18 protein-coding genes are annotated in these 16,816 nt (G+C 68.1%); 10 read left to right on the forward strand and 8 right to left on the reverse strand.

Annotation, left to right across the window (positions count from 1 at the left end; genetic code table 11):
- The first annotated feature begins 19 nt into the window (after positions 1-19).
- The 6 genes from Q0L94_RS14470 (at position 20) to Q0L94_RS14495 (ending at position 4,814) form a co-directional block, all read left to right on the forward strand.
- Positions 20-466 carry a hypothetical protein gene (locus tag Q0L94_RS14470; RefSeq protein ID WP_296754518.1) on the forward strand — a complete coding sequence of 149 codons (447 nt, stop codon included), beginning with the start codon at positions 20-22 and terminating at the stop codon, positions 464-466.
- A 78-nt stretch (positions 467-544) separates the two neighbouring features.
- A complete protein-coding gene (locus Q0L94_RS14475) occupies positions 545-907 on the forward strand; it encodes a hypothetical protein (protein WP_296754520.1) in 363 nt (120 codons plus the stop codon).
- 72 nt (positions 908-979) lie between these two features.
- Positions 980-1,276 (forward strand): hypothetical protein, encoded by a 297-nt coding sequence (locus Q0L94_RS14480; protein ID WP_296754523.1) that lies wholly within the window; start codon positions 980-982, stop codon positions 1,274-1,276.
- A 10-nt stretch (positions 1,277-1,286) separates the two neighbouring features.
- The gene (locus tag Q0L94_RS14485; RefSeq protein ID WP_296754525.1) at positions 1,287-2,699 is read left to right on the forward strand and encodes a TolC family protein; all 1,413 of its coding nucleotides are present in this window, start codon (positions 1,287-1,289) and stop codon (positions 2,697-2,699) included.
- A gap of 11 nt (positions 2,700-2,710) precedes the next feature.
- Positions 2,711-4,111, forward strand: coding sequence for a copper oxidase (locus Q0L94_RS14490; protein WP_296754528.1), 1,401 nt, complete (start codon positions 2,711-2,713; stop codon positions 4,109-4,111).
- A 364-nt stretch (positions 4,112-4,475) separates the two neighbouring features.
- A complete protein-coding gene (locus tag Q0L94_RS14495) occupies positions 4,476-4,814 on the forward strand; it encodes a hypothetical protein (RefSeq protein ID WP_296754529.1) in 339 nt (112 codons plus the stop codon).
- Between the two features lie 31 nt (positions 4,815-4,845).
- Here Q0L94_RS14495 and Q0L94_RS14500 read toward each other — a convergent pair whose 3' ends face one another.
- The 5 genes from Q0L94_RS14500 to Q0L94_RS14520 are packed head-to-tail and all read right to left on the reverse strand — an operon-like array spanning position 4,846 to position 8,480.
- Complete coding sequence (locus tag Q0L94_RS14500; RefSeq protein WP_296754532.1) at positions 4,846-6,222, reverse strand: ATP-binding protein; 1,377 nt, start codon at positions 6,220-6,222, stop codon at positions 4,846-4,848.
- Positions 6,219-6,890 (reverse strand): response regulator, encoded by a 672-nt coding sequence (locus tag Q0L94_RS14505; RefSeq protein WP_296754534.1) that lies wholly within the window; start codon positions 6,888-6,890, stop codon positions 6,219-6,221. The genes Q0L94_RS14500 and Q0L94_RS14505 overlap by 4 nt, the downstream gene beginning before the upstream one ends.
- A gap of 22 nt (positions 6,891-6,912) precedes the next feature.
- A complete protein-coding gene (locus Q0L94_RS14510) occupies positions 6,913-7,440 on the reverse strand; it encodes a diheme cytochrome c (protein WP_296754535.1) in 528 nt (175 codons plus the stop codon).
- 10 nt (positions 7,441-7,450) lie between these two features.
- A complete protein-coding gene (locus tag Q0L94_RS14515; protein WP_296754538.1) occupies positions 7,451-7,861 on the reverse strand; it encodes a DUF1924 domain-containing protein in 411 nt (136 codons plus the stop codon).
- Positions 7,854-8,480, reverse strand: coding sequence for a cytochrome b/b6 domain-containing protein (locus Q0L94_RS14520; RefSeq protein ID WP_296754540.1), 627 nt, complete (start codon positions 8,478-8,480; stop codon positions 7,854-7,856). The genes Q0L94_RS14515 and Q0L94_RS14520 overlap by 8 nt, the downstream gene beginning before the upstream one ends.
- A gap of 246 nt (positions 8,481-8,726) precedes the next feature.
- Between Q0L94_RS14520 and Q0L94_RS14525 the strand changes: the two genes are divergently transcribed.
- From Q0L94_RS14525 to Q0L94_RS14540, 4 genes are read left to right on the forward strand one after another with little or no spacing between them, the layout of a single operon-like run.
- On the forward strand, positions 8,727-9,125 hold the full coding sequence (locus tag Q0L94_RS14525) for a hypothetical protein (protein WP_296754543.1): 399 nt from the start codon (positions 8,727-8,729) through the stop codon (positions 9,123-9,125).
- Between the two features lie 57 nt (positions 9,126-9,182).
- On the forward strand, positions 9,183-10,238 hold the full coding sequence (locus Q0L94_RS14530) for an efflux RND transporter periplasmic adaptor subunit (RefSeq protein ID WP_296754544.1): 1,056 nt from the start codon (positions 9,183-9,185) through the stop codon (positions 10,236-10,238).
- Positions 10,239-10,241: 3 nt separating this feature from the next.
- Positions 10,242-13,313, forward strand: a complete 3,072-nt coding sequence (locus tag Q0L94_RS14535) for a CusA/CzcA family heavy metal efflux RND transporter (protein WP_296754547.1) — start codon at positions 10,242-10,244, stop codon at positions 13,311-13,313.
- The gene (locus tag Q0L94_RS14540) at positions 13,310-14,569 is read left to right on the forward strand and encodes a TolC family protein (protein WP_296754549.1); all 1,260 of its coding nucleotides are present in this window, start codon (positions 13,310-13,312) and stop codon (positions 14,567-14,569) included. The genes Q0L94_RS14535 and Q0L94_RS14540 overlap by 4 nt, the downstream gene beginning before the upstream one ends.
- Positions 14,570-14,585: 16 nt before the next feature.
- Here Q0L94_RS14540 and Q0L94_RS14545 read toward each other — a convergent pair whose 3' ends face one another.
- From Q0L94_RS14545 to Q0L94_RS14555, 3 genes are all read right to left on the reverse strand, one after another.
- A complete protein-coding gene (locus Q0L94_RS14545) occupies positions 14,586-15,314 on the reverse strand; it encodes a tetratricopeptide repeat protein (RefSeq protein WP_296754552.1) in 729 nt (242 codons plus the stop codon).
- 8 nt (positions 15,315-15,322) lie between these two features.
- On the reverse strand, positions 15,323-15,931 hold the full coding sequence (locus tag Q0L94_RS14550) for a c-type cytochrome (protein WP_296754553.1): 609 nt from the start codon (positions 15,929-15,931) through the stop codon (positions 15,323-15,325).
- Positions 15,932-15,970: 39 nt separating this feature from the next.
- Positions 15,971-16,816 (reverse strand): c-type cytochrome (locus Q0L94_RS14555; RefSeq protein WP_296754556.1); only part of this gene is annotated, 846 nt, incomplete at its 5' end.

Below are 16,816 nucleotides of genomic sequence, written 5' to 3' on the forward strand. Positions count from 1 at the left end.
TTTTGTATGATGACGCCTTATGGCTGAATACAACGAAGGCGCTTACAAACTGGCCCGCGAGGCCTATATCGAGCACAGCTGCCCGTTCGAGCGCGCGCTGCTGTCGCGTTGCGCCGACTGCAGCCGCTCGCGCAGGCTCAATCTGGCCGACCGCGAGGCGATCGCCTGCGGCGATCCGGTGGTGCGCGAATACTGCCTGGCGTTCTACCAGGCGCTGCACGAGAACGCGCAGTTCGCGCTGAAGACCAGTCCCGACGCGCCGTGGCCGTTCGGCAAGGAAATCCGCGCCCAGTGCGGCGGCGTGCGCGGATTGGCCGGCGCTATGGGCGGGGCGGCGGATGCAACCACTGACATCGCCGCCACCGTGTTGCAGGGCGGACAGCGGTTTGGCGGCTGCGCCGATTTCCCCTACTCCGAAATCATGCGTGCCGTAGTGCATTACGAGCCGCGCAAGCGGCGTTCGTGAGCGCGAGAAGCCGGATCGGGAACCTGGGCGGGGATGCTGCTGTCTCTCAACTGACTCATTTTTGACGACATTGCCCGCGTGCGCACCCGATTCCCCCGATTTCTGCTGATCCTGCTGATGCTGGCGGTTCCGCTGCAGACGTTTGCGTCTGTCGCCATGCTGGATTGCCTGGTTGCGCCGTCTCCGGCTGCAGCGGCGCAGCTGGCCGACGTGGCGATGGTGGATTGCCATGAGCAGGAGCAACAGCCGGGCAGCCCTTCGGCATCCCCCGATTGCGCACACTGCGCAGCCTGCGCCCTGGCCTCGGCACTGCCGATTCCGGCTGCCGACGCCGCCTCGCCGGCGCCTGCCGCGCACCGCTATCCCCCTCATCCCGCCGCAGCGTTCAGCGCTTTCGTTCCCGACGGTCCCGAGCGACCGCCCCGTCCCGACCTCATCTGAATCCGGTGCCGGGCAACGGCACGTTTCATCGATTCTGACCGCGGCGCGTGCCGCGTGTGTGTGAGGTCCATCATGTTGAAGGCTTTTTTTCGCCATGCGGCGCCGCCGGCGCGCGCAGGTTTTTTCTGGGCGTCCGCGCTGTGGGCATGCGCATGGGTTCCGTTGACGCCGGCGGCTTATGCCGCCGGGGCCGCGCCGCCGGAAGCGGCGGTGTCTCCCTTCCGACACTATCAGGGCTGGCGCGACGAGCCGTTGCAGGACTGGCGCGAGGCCAGCGACCGCGTCGGCGCAATCGGCGGCTGGCGCACCTATCTGCGCGAATCGCAGCAGCAAAACGACGACGCGGAGCATGCCCGCCATGGACATTGAGAAAACGGTCATGAGACCTTCCCCGCGGCCCCAGCGCTCCCTTGCCATGCTGTCTGCGGCATTGCTGCTGGGAGGCTGTGCGAGTTTTTCCCCGGACGGCGGGTTTGAGGCGATTCAATCTGCCGCCCGGTCGCACCTGCAGAAAGAGGTCGTCTGGTCGCGCGACGAGGCCGCCCGCCCGCACATCCAGTCACGTATCGATGCCCTGCTGGCTCAGCCGCTGTCGGCCGACGATGCGGTGCAGATTGCGCTCCTCAACAATCCCGGCCTGCAGGCGGCATTCCACACGCTGGGCATTGCCGAGGCGGATCGGGTGGCAGCGCAGCGTTTGCCGAACCCGGGGATTTCCATCGGCCGGCTGACGCGCGGTTCCGAGGTGGAATGGGAGCGCAGCCTGCATCTCAATCTGGCGCGCCTTCTGACCATGCCGATGCGCGCCGGGATCGAGCAGCGCCTGTTCGAGCAGACCCGGCGCATGCTGGTCCTCGACGTGCTGCGTCTGGCGGCCGACACGCGCCGCGCCTATTACACCGCGGTGGCGGCCACCCAGACTGCGCAATACCGGCAGCAGGCGCTGGACGCTGCCGACGCCGGCGCCGAACTGGCGCGCCGCATGGCGCAGGTGGGCAACTGGAGCCGCCTGAAGCAGGCGCGCGAGCAGGCGTTCTATGCCGACGCCGCACTGGAAGTGGCGCGCAGCGAGCAGGCCAAGCTGCAAACCCGCGAGCGCCTGATCCGGCTGATGGGCCTGCCGAATGCGGACAAGCTGCAGCTGCCGCCGCGTCTGCCGGATCTGCCCGCGGCATTGCCGGCCCTGCCCGATGTCGAGCAGCAGGCGATGGCGTCGCGCCTGGATCTGCAGATGACCCGATTGCAGACCGAGGCGCTGGCGAAAAACCTTGGGCTGGTCCGCCGCACGCGTTTCGTCAACGTGCTGGAACTCGGCGTCGTCAATAACGGCTCGAACGAGGAACCACAGCAACGCGGCTATGAGATCAGCTTCGAGCTGCCGCTGTTCGACTGGGGGCAAACCCGGGTGGCGGCGGCCGAATCGCGCTACCGCCAGGCGCTTGAACGCGCGCGCGCGAACGCGATCAACGCGCGTTCCGAGGTGCGCGAAGCCTACGCCATGCAGCACAGCCAGTACGCCGTCGCACGGCATCTGCGCGACGAGGTGGTGCCGCTGAAAAAACGCATTTCCGACGAAAACCTGCTGCGCTACAACGGCATGCTGATCGGCGTGTTCGAGCTGCTGGCCGACGCCCGTTCGCAGATTGCCGCGGTCAACGCCGCCATCGAGGCCCAGCGCGACTTCTGGCTGGCCGAGGCGGACTTGCGGATGGCGCTGCTCGGCACGCCCGGCAAAACCGCCGCGCCCACTTCTGTCTCCTCTGCCCCCGCTGCGGCGGCGGGCGGGCATTGAAAGGATTTCCCATGACTTCAAGACGTGATTTTTTCAAGTTCACCGGTGCGGCTGCGGCCGCCGGCGTCGGTGCCGCTTCAGTCAGCAGCGTGGCGATGGCGGCGCTTCCCGAAATCGTCAGCATGGACAAGCCGGATACCCAGCCGCCGCTGCTGCCGCCGGCGGGGCGGCCCTACAACCCGGTGGTGACGCTCAACGGCTGGACGCTGCCGTGGCGGATGAAGGACGGGGTGAAGGAGTTCCATCTCGTCGCCGAACCGGTGGTGCGCGAAATCGCTCCCGGCATGAAGGCGCATCTGTGGGGCTACAACGGCCAGAGCCCCGGCCCCACCATCGAAGTGGTGGAGGGCGATCGCGTGCGTATTTTCGTCACCAACCGCCTGCCCGAGCACACCAGCATCCACTGGCACGGCCAGCGCCTGCCCAGCGGCATGGACGGCATCAGCGGGCTGACGCAGCCGCCGATCCGGCCGGGCAAGACCTTTGTCTATGAATTCGTTGCGCGCCGCCCGGGCACCTTCATGTATCACCCGCATGCCGACGAAATGACGCAGCTGGCAATGGGCATGATGGGATTCTGGGTGACGCACCCCAGGGGGCGGCACCCGCTGATCGAAAGCGTCGACCGCGATTTCTGCTTTCTGCTCAATGCCTACGACATCGAGCCCGGCAGCGCCACGCCGCAGGTCAACACCATGCTCGATTTCAACCTGTGGACCTGGAACAGCCGCGCCTTTCCGGGCATCGACAGCCTGAATGTGCGCTTGAACGACCGCGTGCGCATCCGCATCGGCAACCTCACCATGACCAATCACCCGATCCACCTGCACGGGGTGGAGTTCGAAGTCACCGGCACCGACGGCGGCCCGACGCCCAAAGGCTCGCGCTGGCCGGAGGTGACCACCGACATCGCGGTGGGGCAGATGCGCCAGATCGATTTCCTGGCCACGGAAGAGGGCGACTGGGCGTTTCACTGCCACAAGAGCCATCACACCATGAACGCGATGGGCCATGCGGTGCCGACCATGATCGGGGTCGACCACAGCGGCATCGCCGGCAAGATCAACAAGCTCATTCCGGACTACATGGTGATGGGCGAACGCGGCATGGCCGACATGGCCGAAATGGAGATGCCGCTGCCCGACAATACCCTGCCGATGATGACCGGGCAGGGACCGTTCGGCCCGCTGGAGATGGGCGGCATGTTCACGGTGATGAAGGTGCGGCGCGAACAGCCGCGCGGCGATTATTCCGATCCCGGCTGGTACCGGCATCCGGCCGGCGCACAGGCGCATGAATACAGCGGCGAGCTGGCGGCGCCGGTGCGCGCGCCGCAAGCCGCTTCGCCGCAGGGCGCGCCGGGCGATATCGAGGTGACGGTGCGCAAACCTGCCGCTCATGCCGGCCACTGAACGAAAGAAGATGACCATGCCCCCCACCCGGCCGTGGTTGTCCTGCTGGCGGCGTCGCCGAACGAACCAGCGGGGCCTCGCCGGCACACCGGGTGAGCCGGCCGGCTCGCACCCTTGCGATCGCCATGACCATGGTATTCCGGGCGCGCGGCAGCCCGGATCAATCAGCATTGAAAACAGCGTTCTATCGAGGCGGCTCAACCCGCTGTCCCGCTCAGGATGGCGCGAAAAAATACGGCGGGATTCAAACATTCCTGGCCGTCTCAATAGGGAATGGGGTCTTTTGTACTAGATTGAAAAGGAGGCTTCCAAATGTACTCGGGTTCGAGTGCGGGAGCCTGTTCCTCTTGTACAGGAGACTGCGATGAAACCCCTATCGATATTGGCTTTTTCCCTGCTCATGGCGCTGGGCGCTCCCGTACCGGCCGCCGCCGACTCCCATATGCAGGCAAGCGAACGCGTTTACGGTTCCGAAATGATGACGCGGCAGGAGCGTAGCGAGTATCGCGACCGCATGCGTGCGCTGAAAACCGAGCAGGAGCGTGAAGCCTTCCGCCAGGAGCATCACCAGAAAATGCAGGAACGCGCCAAGGCGCAGGGCAAGAGCTTGCCCGACATGCCGCCCGCAGACCGCGGCCCCGGCATGGGCCCCGGAGGCGGCAAGGGAATGGGCCCGGGCGGACGGGGCGGCTACGGCTACTGAACCGGCGGCGCGCGCTGCGGGGGATAGCGTCTCAGGCTTGGCCTGAGGTGCCGCCGAAGCGAAGCGTGGCGGCCAGCCCGTGGCCGCCGTCCGCGCGCGGCAGCCCGTCGCCCAGTTCGAGTTGCGCATGCGATAGCGCGGCGATGCGCGCGACGATGGACAGGCCCAGTCCGCAGCCATCGCCCTCGATCTCGCCGCGCACAAAACGCGCGCTCAGCTGCGATCGCAAAGACGCTGCGACGCCGGGGCCGTTGTCGGCGACGGTGATTGCGCAAGCCGACCCGCTGCGGACCAGGCGCACCTCGATGCGGGCGCCCGCGCCCGCATAGCGCAGGGCATTGTCCACCAGGTTGCGTACCGCGACCTGCAGCCATGCTGCCGTCACCGCGACCGTGCACCCGGGCGCCGCATCGACCACCAGGGTTTGTCCACGGTGCTGCGCGTGCGGCAGCAGTTCGGCGCACACGGCGGCGACGATCGCGGCAGCGTCCAGCGGCGGCGGCGTGCTGCCCTGGCTGGCGGGGTCGACGCGCGCCAGCGTCAGCAATTGCTCGACCAGATGCGTCATCCGGTCGACCCCCGCGATCACCTGCGCCAGCGCGTGCTGGCGGCTGTCGTCCGCTTGCGCGCGCAGCGCCACCTGAGCCTGCACCTTCAAGGCTGCCAGCGGCGTGCGCAGTTCGTGGGCGGCATCCGCAGTGAAACGGCGTTCGTTTTCGAAGGCTTCGGTGACGCGCCGGATCAGCGCGTTGAGCGCGACGCGCAGCGGCGCGATTTCGCTCGGCAAGGCGGCCGACTCGTCGAGCGGCGCCAGTGCCTGGGCGTCGAGCGCGCCGACCTGCCGTGCCAGGCCATCCACCGGCCGCAGCGAGCGGCCCACCCCCCACCATACCGCGAGCGCCATCAGCGGCAGCGCCAGCGTGGCGGGCAGCAGCAGCGACAAGCCCATCTCGCGCGCCAGCCCCTCGCGGGCGGCATGGGCCTCGCCGACCACGACCCGGTATTCGGCGTCGTCATCCTGCACCGCATAAAGACGCCAGTGCGCGCCGAGGTGCTGGTGTTCGCTGAAGCCTGCCGTTATTCCCGTTTCGAATCCGCTGTGGCCGGGCGATGTCACGAGGCGTCGCGTCTCGCCGTCCTCGCTGAGCCACACTTCGAAGGCGATCGGCACCGGGTAGCGATGGCCGTGTTTGCGCAGTTCTTTCACGAAATGTTCGACTTCGCCGCCCGCCACGATCGCCAGCAGGGTATCGGCAAGCTGCGTCAGCTGGGCGTCGAGCATTTCGTCCGCTTCGTGGTGCGCCCGCTGGTAGACCGCGAGCGCGGCCAGCAGCCAGACGACCGCCACTGCGCTGGTCAGCAGCCACACCAGGCGGCGGCGCAGGGAATAGGGCGCCGGCGGGTTCATGCGGCGGGCGGACGCAGCGACGCGGTGTAGCCGACGCCGCGCACGGTGCGGATCAGGTCGTTGCCGAGTTTGCGCCGCAGATGATGGATGTGGACTTCCAGCGCATTGCTGTCGACCGCGTCGTTCCAGGTGTAGAGCTGCTCTTCCAGCGTGCGCCGGGTCAGCACCCGGTCGGCGTTTTCCAGCAGCACATGCAGCAGATCGAATTCGCGCGCGGTCAGCTCGACCGTTTCGCCCGCGCGCGTCACCGTGCGCGCCGCCGGGTTCAGTTCGACGTTGCCGAGGCTCAGCACCGGTTCCGGGCGGCCATGGGCGCGCCGCACCAGTGCGCGCAAGCGGGCGCTGATCTCGTCGAGGTCGAACGGCTTCAGCACGTAATCGTCGGCGCCCAGATCGAGTCCGCGCACCTTGTCTTCCAGCTGGTCGCGCGCGGTGAGTATCAGCACCGGCGTCGCGTCGTGGCGCCCGCGCAGCCATTGCAGTACCGACAGGCCGTCGCGTTTCGGCAGGCCCAGGTCGAGCACCACCGCAGCAAAGGTTTCGGCGCCCAGCGCGGCCACCGCCGCCTCGCCGTCGCGCAGCCAGTCGACGGCGTAGCCCGCCTGGGTCAGCCCGGCCTGCAGGCCGTCGCCCAGCATCCGGTCGTCTTCCACCAACAATATGCGCATCGCCAGGCTTTGCCTTTCGGATTCATTTCGGAATTCTGACCGCGTCGTCGTCGAACACGCCCTGTTCCGCCTGCCGGTGGCAGGCCGCGCAGTTGGCAGCGGATCCCACCGACTTGCGCGACCATGCCGCACGCGGCACCTCGTCGTGCTTGCGCACGAACCAGCGGGATTCGGTGATGCGCAGCGGCGCGTCCTGCGCGTCCATGCGCTGCATCACCTTGCGCCCGATGCGGCTGGTGCCGGCATCGGCGGCGTTGATCTCCAGGAACCGCAGGATATCAGCCTGGGTCGCCGGATCAAGGCTGGCGTCTTCGCCGAAGTGCTGGCCGAGTCCGTCCATCACGCGCCGCCACGAGGCCTTCGGCAGGAATGCCGGTGCGTAGGCGATATGGCAGCTCGCGCATTCCTGCTGCCAGGCCTTGTGGGTCAGGCGCGGCAGGGCGTCGCTGCCGCCGTCGCCGTGAGCCTCGCCCGAGGGCAGCGAAAACGCCAGCAGGCTGAACGTGCCGACTGCCGCCAGCACACCGATTCCACGCAATAGATAGTTCATGCTCGCTCCTTTATTGAACCTGGCTCAGCCAGGCGATGAAATCGCCCTTTTCGCGGGCGCTGCATTCGCGTTGCAATACGTCGCCGCAGTTGCGGCGAAACCATTTTTCGACCTTGGCCGCATCGGTGAAGCGCGCGGGATTGGCCGCCGGCGCCAGCGGCTCGATGCGCTTGCCGACGCGGCTGCGGCCGGGCTGTTGCGGATCGGCGGTGTGGCAGCTGGCGCAGCTTGCCGTCTGCGCATTGCGTCCGGGATGCTCGGCGCGATACAGCGCCGCGCCGCGGGCGGCGGACAGGGCCGCAACCGGGATGCCCGCCGCCTGGGCATAGTGCGCCATCAGGCTGGCCGGGGTGTCGGCCGCCGAGACGGCCGACGCCATGCCGAGCGCCGCCACTGCGCCGCAGAAAAGACGCTTAATCATGCTGCACCTCATTTTCCGCATCGAGATATTGCTTGCCGGTGAACATGCTCTGCGCCACCCGTTCGCCACGCCACTGGTGGAATACCAGCGCCGCCATGTGCAGGCCGATAAAGCCGAGCAGCAAGGCGAAACCGGCTTCGTGCGGGTCGCCCAGCACGTCTTCCAGCCAGCCGGCATTGCCCAGCCAGGCGGCCAGCGGGCCGGTCTGGAATTCGCTGGCGGCGAGCCCCAGTCCGGTGACGACCATCAGCGCCATCACGCCATAGGCAAACAGATAGCCCAGGCTGGCGATCGGGTCGTGCCCGCTGCGATGGGTGCCCGGCAGGCGCAGGTTCTTGAGGCTGTCCTTCCAGACGGCGGGGTGCCACAGGTCGCGCCAGCGCGCGCTGGCTGGCCCGACCAGCCCCCACAGCAGACGTGTCAGCAAGCCGGCCGTCAGCACGTAGCCGCTGACAATATGCAGATTCCACAGCGTGTCCTCATAAGGGCCGTGTTCGAACAGCTCGGCCAGCTGGCTGGTGGCGATGAGCGCCAGGATGGAGAGCGCGATGGCCCAGTGCAGCAGCCGCAGCAGCGGGTCGTATACCCGGCGGGCTTGAATCGTGGTTGGATGCGACATGGTGACCTCCTGCTGTCATGCGATGAGGCCACTGTAGGCGGGCTTTCTTAGGACAGCCTTAAGCCGCCGCCATGGTACGAAATCGCGAATTGAACTGCGGGGAATCCCCGATTAAGCTGGCGTATGGCCGCGGCTTAAGGCTGGCTTAAGCTGCGATGCGCAGGATGCAGCCAAGATCCTGCGGCAGGATTCCCGCAGATTCCGAAAACGCTCCCATTATTTACAGGCCCGATTTCTCCGTTCACCGTGACCCGCCGATTGCCCCGCTTTCTGATGCTCTGGTTCGTCGTCGCCCTGCAGGCGATGGCGCCGTTCATCCACGCCCACGCGGGCGCGGTGCAGCCGGGAAGCGGATATGCGGGCCACGGCGGGTTCCTGCATGTGCATCAGAAGGCGCACGCCGATGTGCCCTACCATGCGATTGCAGCCGACGGGCACGGCGCGGAAATTGCGGTGGCGCAGGGCATGCGGCTGCGCCATGCGGTGCCGGACGCAGCTGCCGCGCCGCCGCCGGCCGCACCATGGCAGTTGCTGCCGGCCGCTGTGACGGCAGGCCCCCGCGCAGGCTTACCTGCGCCGCCGCCGTTGCGTCTTGCACCGCTTCCCCATACGCTTCCCCATGCTTTAGCGCCGCCCTTCGTTTGATCGTCCTTTCGGCGCGCCTGCTACTGCGCGCCTGCCTTTTTTTCATGGAGATCAAATATGGCCACTGGTTTTTTTGCCGCCCCTATCCTCGTCGTGGCGCTGTTGGGCGCCACCCCCGCTTTTGCCGCCGACGTCCTGCCCCTGACCGCCGCGCAGAAGAAAAATCTCGGCATTGCCACCGTGGCTGCGGCCACTCAAAGCGCCAGCCCGGCGCTTACCTATACGGCGCGGGTGACGCTGCCGCCGGCCAGCGTGCGCGTGATCGCAGCGGCAGGCGCCGGACTGGTCACGCAGCTGCATGTGCAGCCGGGCGATAGCGTCAAGCGCGGGGCGCCGCTGCTCACCCTGTCGATGCCGGAGCTCGCCGACGCGCAGAATACGCTGACGCAGGCGCGGCTGAGAGCGCAGCTCGCTGCCGACAATGCCGCGCGCGACGAAAAGCTGTTCAGCGAAGGTCTGATCGCCGAATCGCGTCTGCGTGCCGCGCGTGCCGAGGCGCAATCGGCACGCGCAGCGCAGGCGGCCGCACAAACCGCGTTGTCGCTGCTGGGAGCCGGCAAGGTCTCCGGCAGCACGCTTACGCTGACGGCGCCGATCGCCGGCGTGGTGACGGAGAGCGCGGCCGAGCCCGGCCAGCGGGTCGACGCCGGGGTGGCGCTCGCCAAGCTGGCCGACCTGTCGAAGCTGGCGCTGGAGATCCCGCTGTCGACCGCGCAGGCGCGGCAAGTCGCCATCGGCCAGACGGTCAGTGTGGTGGACAGCAGTGCCGGCGGGCGCATCGTCGCGCTGCTGCCGCAGCTCAATGCCGCACAGAGCGTGCTTGCGCGCGCCAGCCTGACCGACCCGCAAAAACTGCTGCGCCCCGGCCAGTCGGTGCAGGCGGCAATCGCCGGCACCCAGGCGGCGCAGAGTCTGAGCGTGCCCGCCGCCGCCCTGGTATGGCAGAACGCGCAGCCCCATGTGTTCATCGAAACCGCACAGGGCTTCAAGCCGACGCCGGTGCGGCTGCTGCGCCAGAACGCCAGCCAGGCGGAAGTCGGCGGGCTGGCCGCGGGCAGCCGCGTTGCCGTCAAGGGTGTGGCGGCGCTCAAGGCGCAATGGTTGGGGGAATAAGCCATGCTCAACATCCTGACCGAATTCGCGCTGGCGCGGCGCTGGCTGATGCTCGTCCTCGCGCTGGTGCTGGCGGGGCTGGGCGTACGCGCCTTTCAGCAACTGCCGATCGATGCCTTTCCCGACGTTTCCACCACCCAGGTCAAGCTGATTCTGAAGGCGCCCGGCATGACCCCGCAGGAAGTGGAAGCGCGCATCACCCAGCCGGTTGAAACCGAACTCCTGGGGATTCCGCACCAGACCATCCTGCGCAGCCTGTCGAAGAACGCACTGGTCGACATCACCGTCGATTTCGAGGAGGGCACCGACATCTACTGGGCGCGCCAGCAGGTGGCGGAGCGCTTCGCCAATGTGAAGGGCGACCTGCCGGCCAACGTGTCGGGCGGACTGGCGCCGATTTCCACCCCGTTGTCGGAGCTCTTCATGTTCACCATCGAGGGGCCGCTGTCGCTGGCGGAAAAACGCACCCTGCTCGACTGGACGATCCGCCCGCAGCTGCGCGCATTGCCGGGGGTGGCCGACGTCAACGCGCTGGGCGGCCACGTCGCCACCTTTGCCGTGAGCCCCGATTCCGCCGCATTGGCCGCGCGCGGGGTGACGCTCGACGAATTGCGCACGGCGCTGGAAACCAATACCCGCAACAACGGCGCCGGGCGCGTCAACGAGGGCGAGGAGACCTGGGTGGTGCGCGTCAGCGGCGGCATCGGCTCGCTGGACGACCTGCGCCATATCGGCATCAAGGCCGTCGCCGGCGTGGTCGTCACCGTAGGCGACGTGGCGCGCGTGGAAATGGATGCGCTGACCCGCTACGGCGCGGTGACGCAGAACGGCCAGGGCGAAGCGGTGGAAGGCCTGGTGATCGGGCTGAAGGGCGTGAACGCGGGCGAGCTGATCAAGAACGTCAAGGTCAAGCTCGCCGCGATCCAGGCCACCCTGCCCGAGGGCGTGAGCGTTTCGCCGTTTTACGACCGCGCGCAGCTGGTCGACCGCGCCGTCGGCACCGTGAGCAAGGCCCTGCTGGAAGCGGCGGTGCTGGTGGTGATCCTGCTGCTGCTGTTCCTCGGCAACCTGCGCGCCGCCATCGTGGTGGCGCTGATCCTGCCCTTGTCGGTGCTGGCCACCTTTGTGCTGATGCGCCAGTTCGGCCTGTCGGCCAACTTGATGAGCCTGGGCGGGCTGGCGATCGCGATCGGCCTGCTGGTCGACGCCGCGGTGGTGGTGGTGGAAAACATCGTCGCGCATCTGGCGCACGATCCGGAAAATGCCGAGGTCAGGCCGCTCCAGCGGGTGCGGTGGGCGGTGCAGGAAGTCGCCAGTCCGGTGGCGTCGGGCATCGCCATCATCGCCATTGTGTTCCTGCCGCTGCTGACGCTGGAAGGGCTGGAAGGCAAGCTGTTCGCGCCGGTTGCGCTGACCATCGTGTTCGCGCTGGCGGCTTCCCTGCTGCTGGCGCTTACCGTGATTCCGGTGCTGGCCTCGTGGCTGCTGAAGCAGGCCGCCCACGAAGATCCGTGGCTGCTGCGCAAGGCGCAGGGTATCTATGTTCCCTTGCTCGACCGCGCGCTGGCACGCCCGAAAATCGTTTACGTCGCGGCCGGCGTGCTGATGCTGGCGGCGGCCGGCGTGTATCCGCTGATCGGCAAGACCTTCATGCCGGTGATGGATGAGGGCGACATTCTGGTGCAGCTGGAAAAGCTGCCGTCGATCAGCCTGGACGAGTCGGTTGCGCAGGATCTGCGGGTGCAGCAGGCGCTGATGAAGAACGTGCCGGAGATCCGGCGCATCGTCGCCCGCGTCGGTGCCGACGAACTCGGGCTGGATCCGATGAGCCTCAACGACACCGATTCGTTTCTGGTGCTGAAGCCGATAGCCGAATGGCGCAAGCCGGACAAGGAGTGGCTGACCGAGGAAATCCGCAAAGTGGTCGAAGGTTTCCCCGGCATCGCCTACAACTTCACCCAGCCGATCGACATGCGGGTGTCGGAGATGCTCACCGGTTCGCGCGGCGACGTCGCGATCAAGATTTTCGGCCCCGACCTTGCCACGCTCAACCGGCTGGCGGGCGAGATTTTCAGGACGGTCGAGAAAGTCCCCGGCGCCTCCGATGTGTACACCCAGCAGAACGAGGGGGTGCAGTATCTGCAGGCGGAAATCGACCGCAACGCCGCCGGCCGCTTCGGCCTCAGCGCCGACGACGTCGCCGCTTTGCTGCGCACCCAGCTGGAAGGCGAGGTCATCGGCGTGGTCCAGCAGCAGGGGCGGCGCGTGCCGTTGCAATTGCGCGGGCCGCCGGGCTTGCGCGAGTCGCCGGATGCCTTGCAGGCGATCCGCCTGGTGCTGGCGGACGGCCGCGAAATCAGCCTCGATCAGGTGGCGCATCTCAAGCGCACCAACGGTCCGGTGGCGGTGAAGCGGGAGAACGCGGCGCGCTTTGCGGTGGTGCAGAGCAACGTCGCCGGGCGCGACCTGGTCAGCTTCGTCACCGACGCCCAGGCCGCCGTCGCTGCGCAGGTCAAGCTGCCTGCCGGCTATCACCTGGCCTGGGGCGGCCAGTTCGAAAACCAGCAGCGCGCCGCGCAACGCCTGATGATCGTGGTGCCGGTGGCGCTGCTGCTGATCGGCTTTCTGCTGTATGTCACCTTCGGCGACCTGCGCCAGGCGCTGCTGGTGATGATGAACGTGCCGCTGGCGCTGATCGGCGGTATTTTCGCGCTGGCAGCGTCGGGCGAATATCTGTCGGTGCCCGCTTCGGTCGGCTTCATCGCCTTGCTGGGGATCGCGGTGTTGAACGGCGTGGTGCTGGTCAGCTACTTCAACCAGCTGCGCGCCGAGGGTCTGAAGGGCGACGCCGTCGTCCGCGACGGTGCGCTGCGCCGGCTGCGCCCGGTGCTGATGACCGCCAGCATCGCCGCTTTCGGCCTGGTGCCCTTGCTGTTCGCCAGCGGCCCCGGCTCCGAGATCCAGCGCCCCCTCGCCATTGTCGTCATCGGCGGCCTGGTCAGCGCCACCCTGCTGACGCTGGTGATGCTGCCGCTCTTGTATCGCCAATTCATTCTGAAAGGAGCGCGCGCATGAATGCCGTGCACAAACTGACCCTCGCACTCGCGCTGGCGTTCGCAGCCAATGTGCGCGCCGATTATCTGCCCGACCCGGCGGCGGCGGAAGCGGCCCTGTGGGTCTCGCCCATGGTGGCCCAGGCGCGCGGCGAACTGGCCGCGCAGACATTGCGCGGCCAGAGCCTGCAGCGCGGGCGCGAAGAATGGCTGGTGGGGACGGACCTGGCGCAGCGCCGCGTCGAGACGACGCCGCGCGACAACCAGGCCGAGTGGGGAGTGGCGCTGTCGCGCCCATTGCGGCTGCCCGCCCGCGCCGCCGCCGACCGCGCCCTGGCCGGCGCCCTCACCGCGCACGCCGAAGCGAACCTGGGCGAAGCGCTGCATGAAAGCGGGCGGCAACTGCTCGCGTTATGGTTCGACTGGCTGGGTGTCGCCAGCCAGTCGCAGCTCTGGCAGGCGCAACTTCAGCTTGCCGAACAGCAACTCGCGGCGGTGAATGCGCGGATTCGTCTGGGCGAGTCGCCGCGTGCCGAGCGCGTCAATGCCGAAGCGGCGCTGGCGCAGGTCCGCCTGCAGCAGCAGCAGGCGAGCGCGCGCGAGCAGCAGGCACGCAGCCGCCTGTTGGCGCAATATCCCGCGCTGCCGGTCGCGGCGGACGGCGCCTTGCCGCTGCCGCTGCCGCCCGCCGGCACGGTGGAGGACTACGTCGCTGCCGTGCTGGCGCACAACCACGAGCTGACGCGCGCGCGCCGCCAGGCCGAAGTGCTGCAGGCCGAGGCGCGTAAGCTGGCGCAACACCGCAGCGCCGATCCCAGCGTCGGCGTGTTCTACAGAAACGAAGCCGGCGGCGACGAACACGTGCTGGGATTGAACCTCGGGCTGACCCTGCCGGGTGCGGCCCGGCGTTTCGATCAGCAGGCTGCCGAGCAGTTGAGCGCTGCCGCGCAGGATGCCGTCGTCCGGCTGGAGCAGCGGTTACGCCAGGAGGCGCGCGCCGATTTCGAAGCGGCGGCGGCGCAGGCCGCCAACTGGCAGCAGGCCGACCGCGCCGCGCAGGCGCTGGATGAAGCGGAACGGCTGGCGGCGCGCGCTTACAGCCTGGGCGAAGGCAGCCTCGACCAGGTGTTGCTCAATCGCCGGCTGGCGCTGGAAGGGCGCCTGCAGGCGCAGCAGACGCAATTGAGCGCGCTGGCCATCGATGCCCGGATGAAGCTGGACGCGCATCGGCTGTGGCCGCTGGACGTGGATGCGGACGCGACCCACGCGCATCCGTAAGCAGCGAAGAAGTCGCTCAGGGGGCAGCCGCGGGCGCGGCCGTGTTGCGGCTCATCTGCCGCGCTTCTTCCTGCATGGCCGCGATCTGCTCGGGTTTCAGCTGCCATACCAGGCTGTCGCGCGCCTTGGCGGCAGCGTCCACGCCCTGCGCAGCGGCGAGGTTGAACCACAGATAGGCGCGCGCCTTGTCGATCGCGGTGCCGGTGCCGTAGCGGTAGAGTTCGCCCAGGCTGTATTGCGCCTTGGCGTAGCCGCGTTGCGCCGGCTTTTCGAGCCAGCTGAACGCCGCGCGGTAATCCTGCACCACGCCGCGCCCTTCCAATAGCGCAAGGCCGTATTGATATTGCGCCTCGGCCAGACCCTGCTGGGCTGCCATGGCAAACCACTTGGCGGCTTCCTTGTCGTTCTGGATCACCCCGTCGCCCTCGGCGTAGCGCAGCCCCAGCTGCAATTGCGCTTCGGCGTCGCCCTGCTCGGCACGGGTGTGCGGCAGGCTGTCGGGTTCCTGTGCTGCCGGCACGGCGGGCGTGTGCTGATCGAGGGCGAACCAGGCGGTTACGCCGACCAGTGCGCCGACACCCGCCAGCAACAGCAAGGGCTTGAGCGGACTGAACACCCAGAAGCGATGACGGCATTCGCGGCAGCGCAGCGGCTTGTGCAGCAGCATGCGGCGCACGCCGTCGTGGGCATGCAGCGCCGCGCTGCGGATTTGATCGCTCCCGCATTTTGGGCAGACGAGCGGCATGATGGGGTTTAGCGCGACTGCGCGGCGAGGAGGTGATCCACCGCGGCCTTGACGTCGGGGTCGGCCAGCGCCGGGTTGCCGCCTCGGGCCGGCATGGCGCCCTTGCCTTGCAGGGCGGAGGCATAGAGGGTGTCGATGCCCTGCGCCAGGCGTGGACCCCAGGCGGCGGCATCGCCGAGTTTCGGTGCGCCGGCCACGCCCTTGTCGTGGCAGAAAGCGCACGCCTGGCGATACACCTGCTGGCCGTGCGCGGGGTCGGGCTTGACGGCGCTGGCCACGGCTGCGTCGGCGGGCTCGGCTGCCGGCGCCGATTGGGCGCGGTCGGCGGCATCGGGTCGGGCTGCCGCGGGCTTGCCTGGCGCAGCGGGCCGGGGCGCCGGGGCGGCCGCGGGTTGCGGCGCAGGCGTGGCTTCAACTATCGGGGTCGCTTCCGGCTTGGGCGCCACCGCGGCCTGCGGCGCAGGCGGCGGTGCGACGGGCGGGGCCACGGGCGCCGGTTCGGCCTGCGGGGGCTCCGGCACGACGAGGGTGCCGGCCGGCGCGGCGGCTTCTTCGGATTGGCCGCAGGCAAGCAGCAAAGCCGTCGCCGACGCGATCAGGAAAACCGTGGTTTTCATCGAGGTGTGCACCGCTTGTCCGGAAGGCCCCGCCAAACCTTACAGTTTGCCGCCGGCCTCGACGAACAGGTAGCCCACCGCATCCGTCAGATCGGCTTCCGACAGGCTGGCGTTGCCGCCCTTGGCGGGCATGCCGCGAATGCCGTTCAGCGCGTGGCTGTATAGCGTCGCAAAGCCTTGGCCCATGCGCGCATCCCACGCCGCCTTGTCGCCCGGCTTGGGCGCGCCGGCTACGCCGCTCGCGTGGCAGACCACGCAGTTGGCTTCGTAGACGAGCTTGCCCTTGGCCGGATCGGGCTTGCCGGCTGCGGCGGGCGCGGCTGCGGCTGGCGCCGCCGCTTCCGGCGCCTTGAAACTGGCACCTGCCGAGTTGGCCATGTAGACCACCGCGCGCGCCACTTCCTCGTCGGACAGGTCGCCGCCGCCGCGCGGGGGCATCTGGCGAATGCCTTCGATGGCATGCTTGACCAGGGTGTCGTAGCCCTGACCAAGGCGGCTGCCCCAGTCGCCCTTGTTTTCGAACTTGGGCGCGCCCAGGGCGCCGGCGGTGTGACACGCGGCGCACACGGCGTCGTAGACTTCCTGGGCGGATTTTTCGACCTTGGGGGCGCTGGCGTCGAGCGCGGCCAGCTGCGCGACCGGCTTGATGCGCGCGAGGGTGGCTTTCTGGGCGGCCTCGCTGGTGGCGTCCGGCTTGTGGTTGTCCTGGATGCTGAGCACCAGCATCACGATCAGGAAAATCGCCAGCAGGGGCGCGAACAGTCCGGCAACAACGGAAATGATGACTTCCTGCGGGGTGGCTTGGGTCATCTTGGCGTGCGAATCGGCCATGAAATTATCCTTGGTGGGGGTGGCGTCGAAAGCCGCGATTATAAGGAAAGCGGC

It is taken from the genome of Thiobacillus sp., from assembly GCF_024708915.1.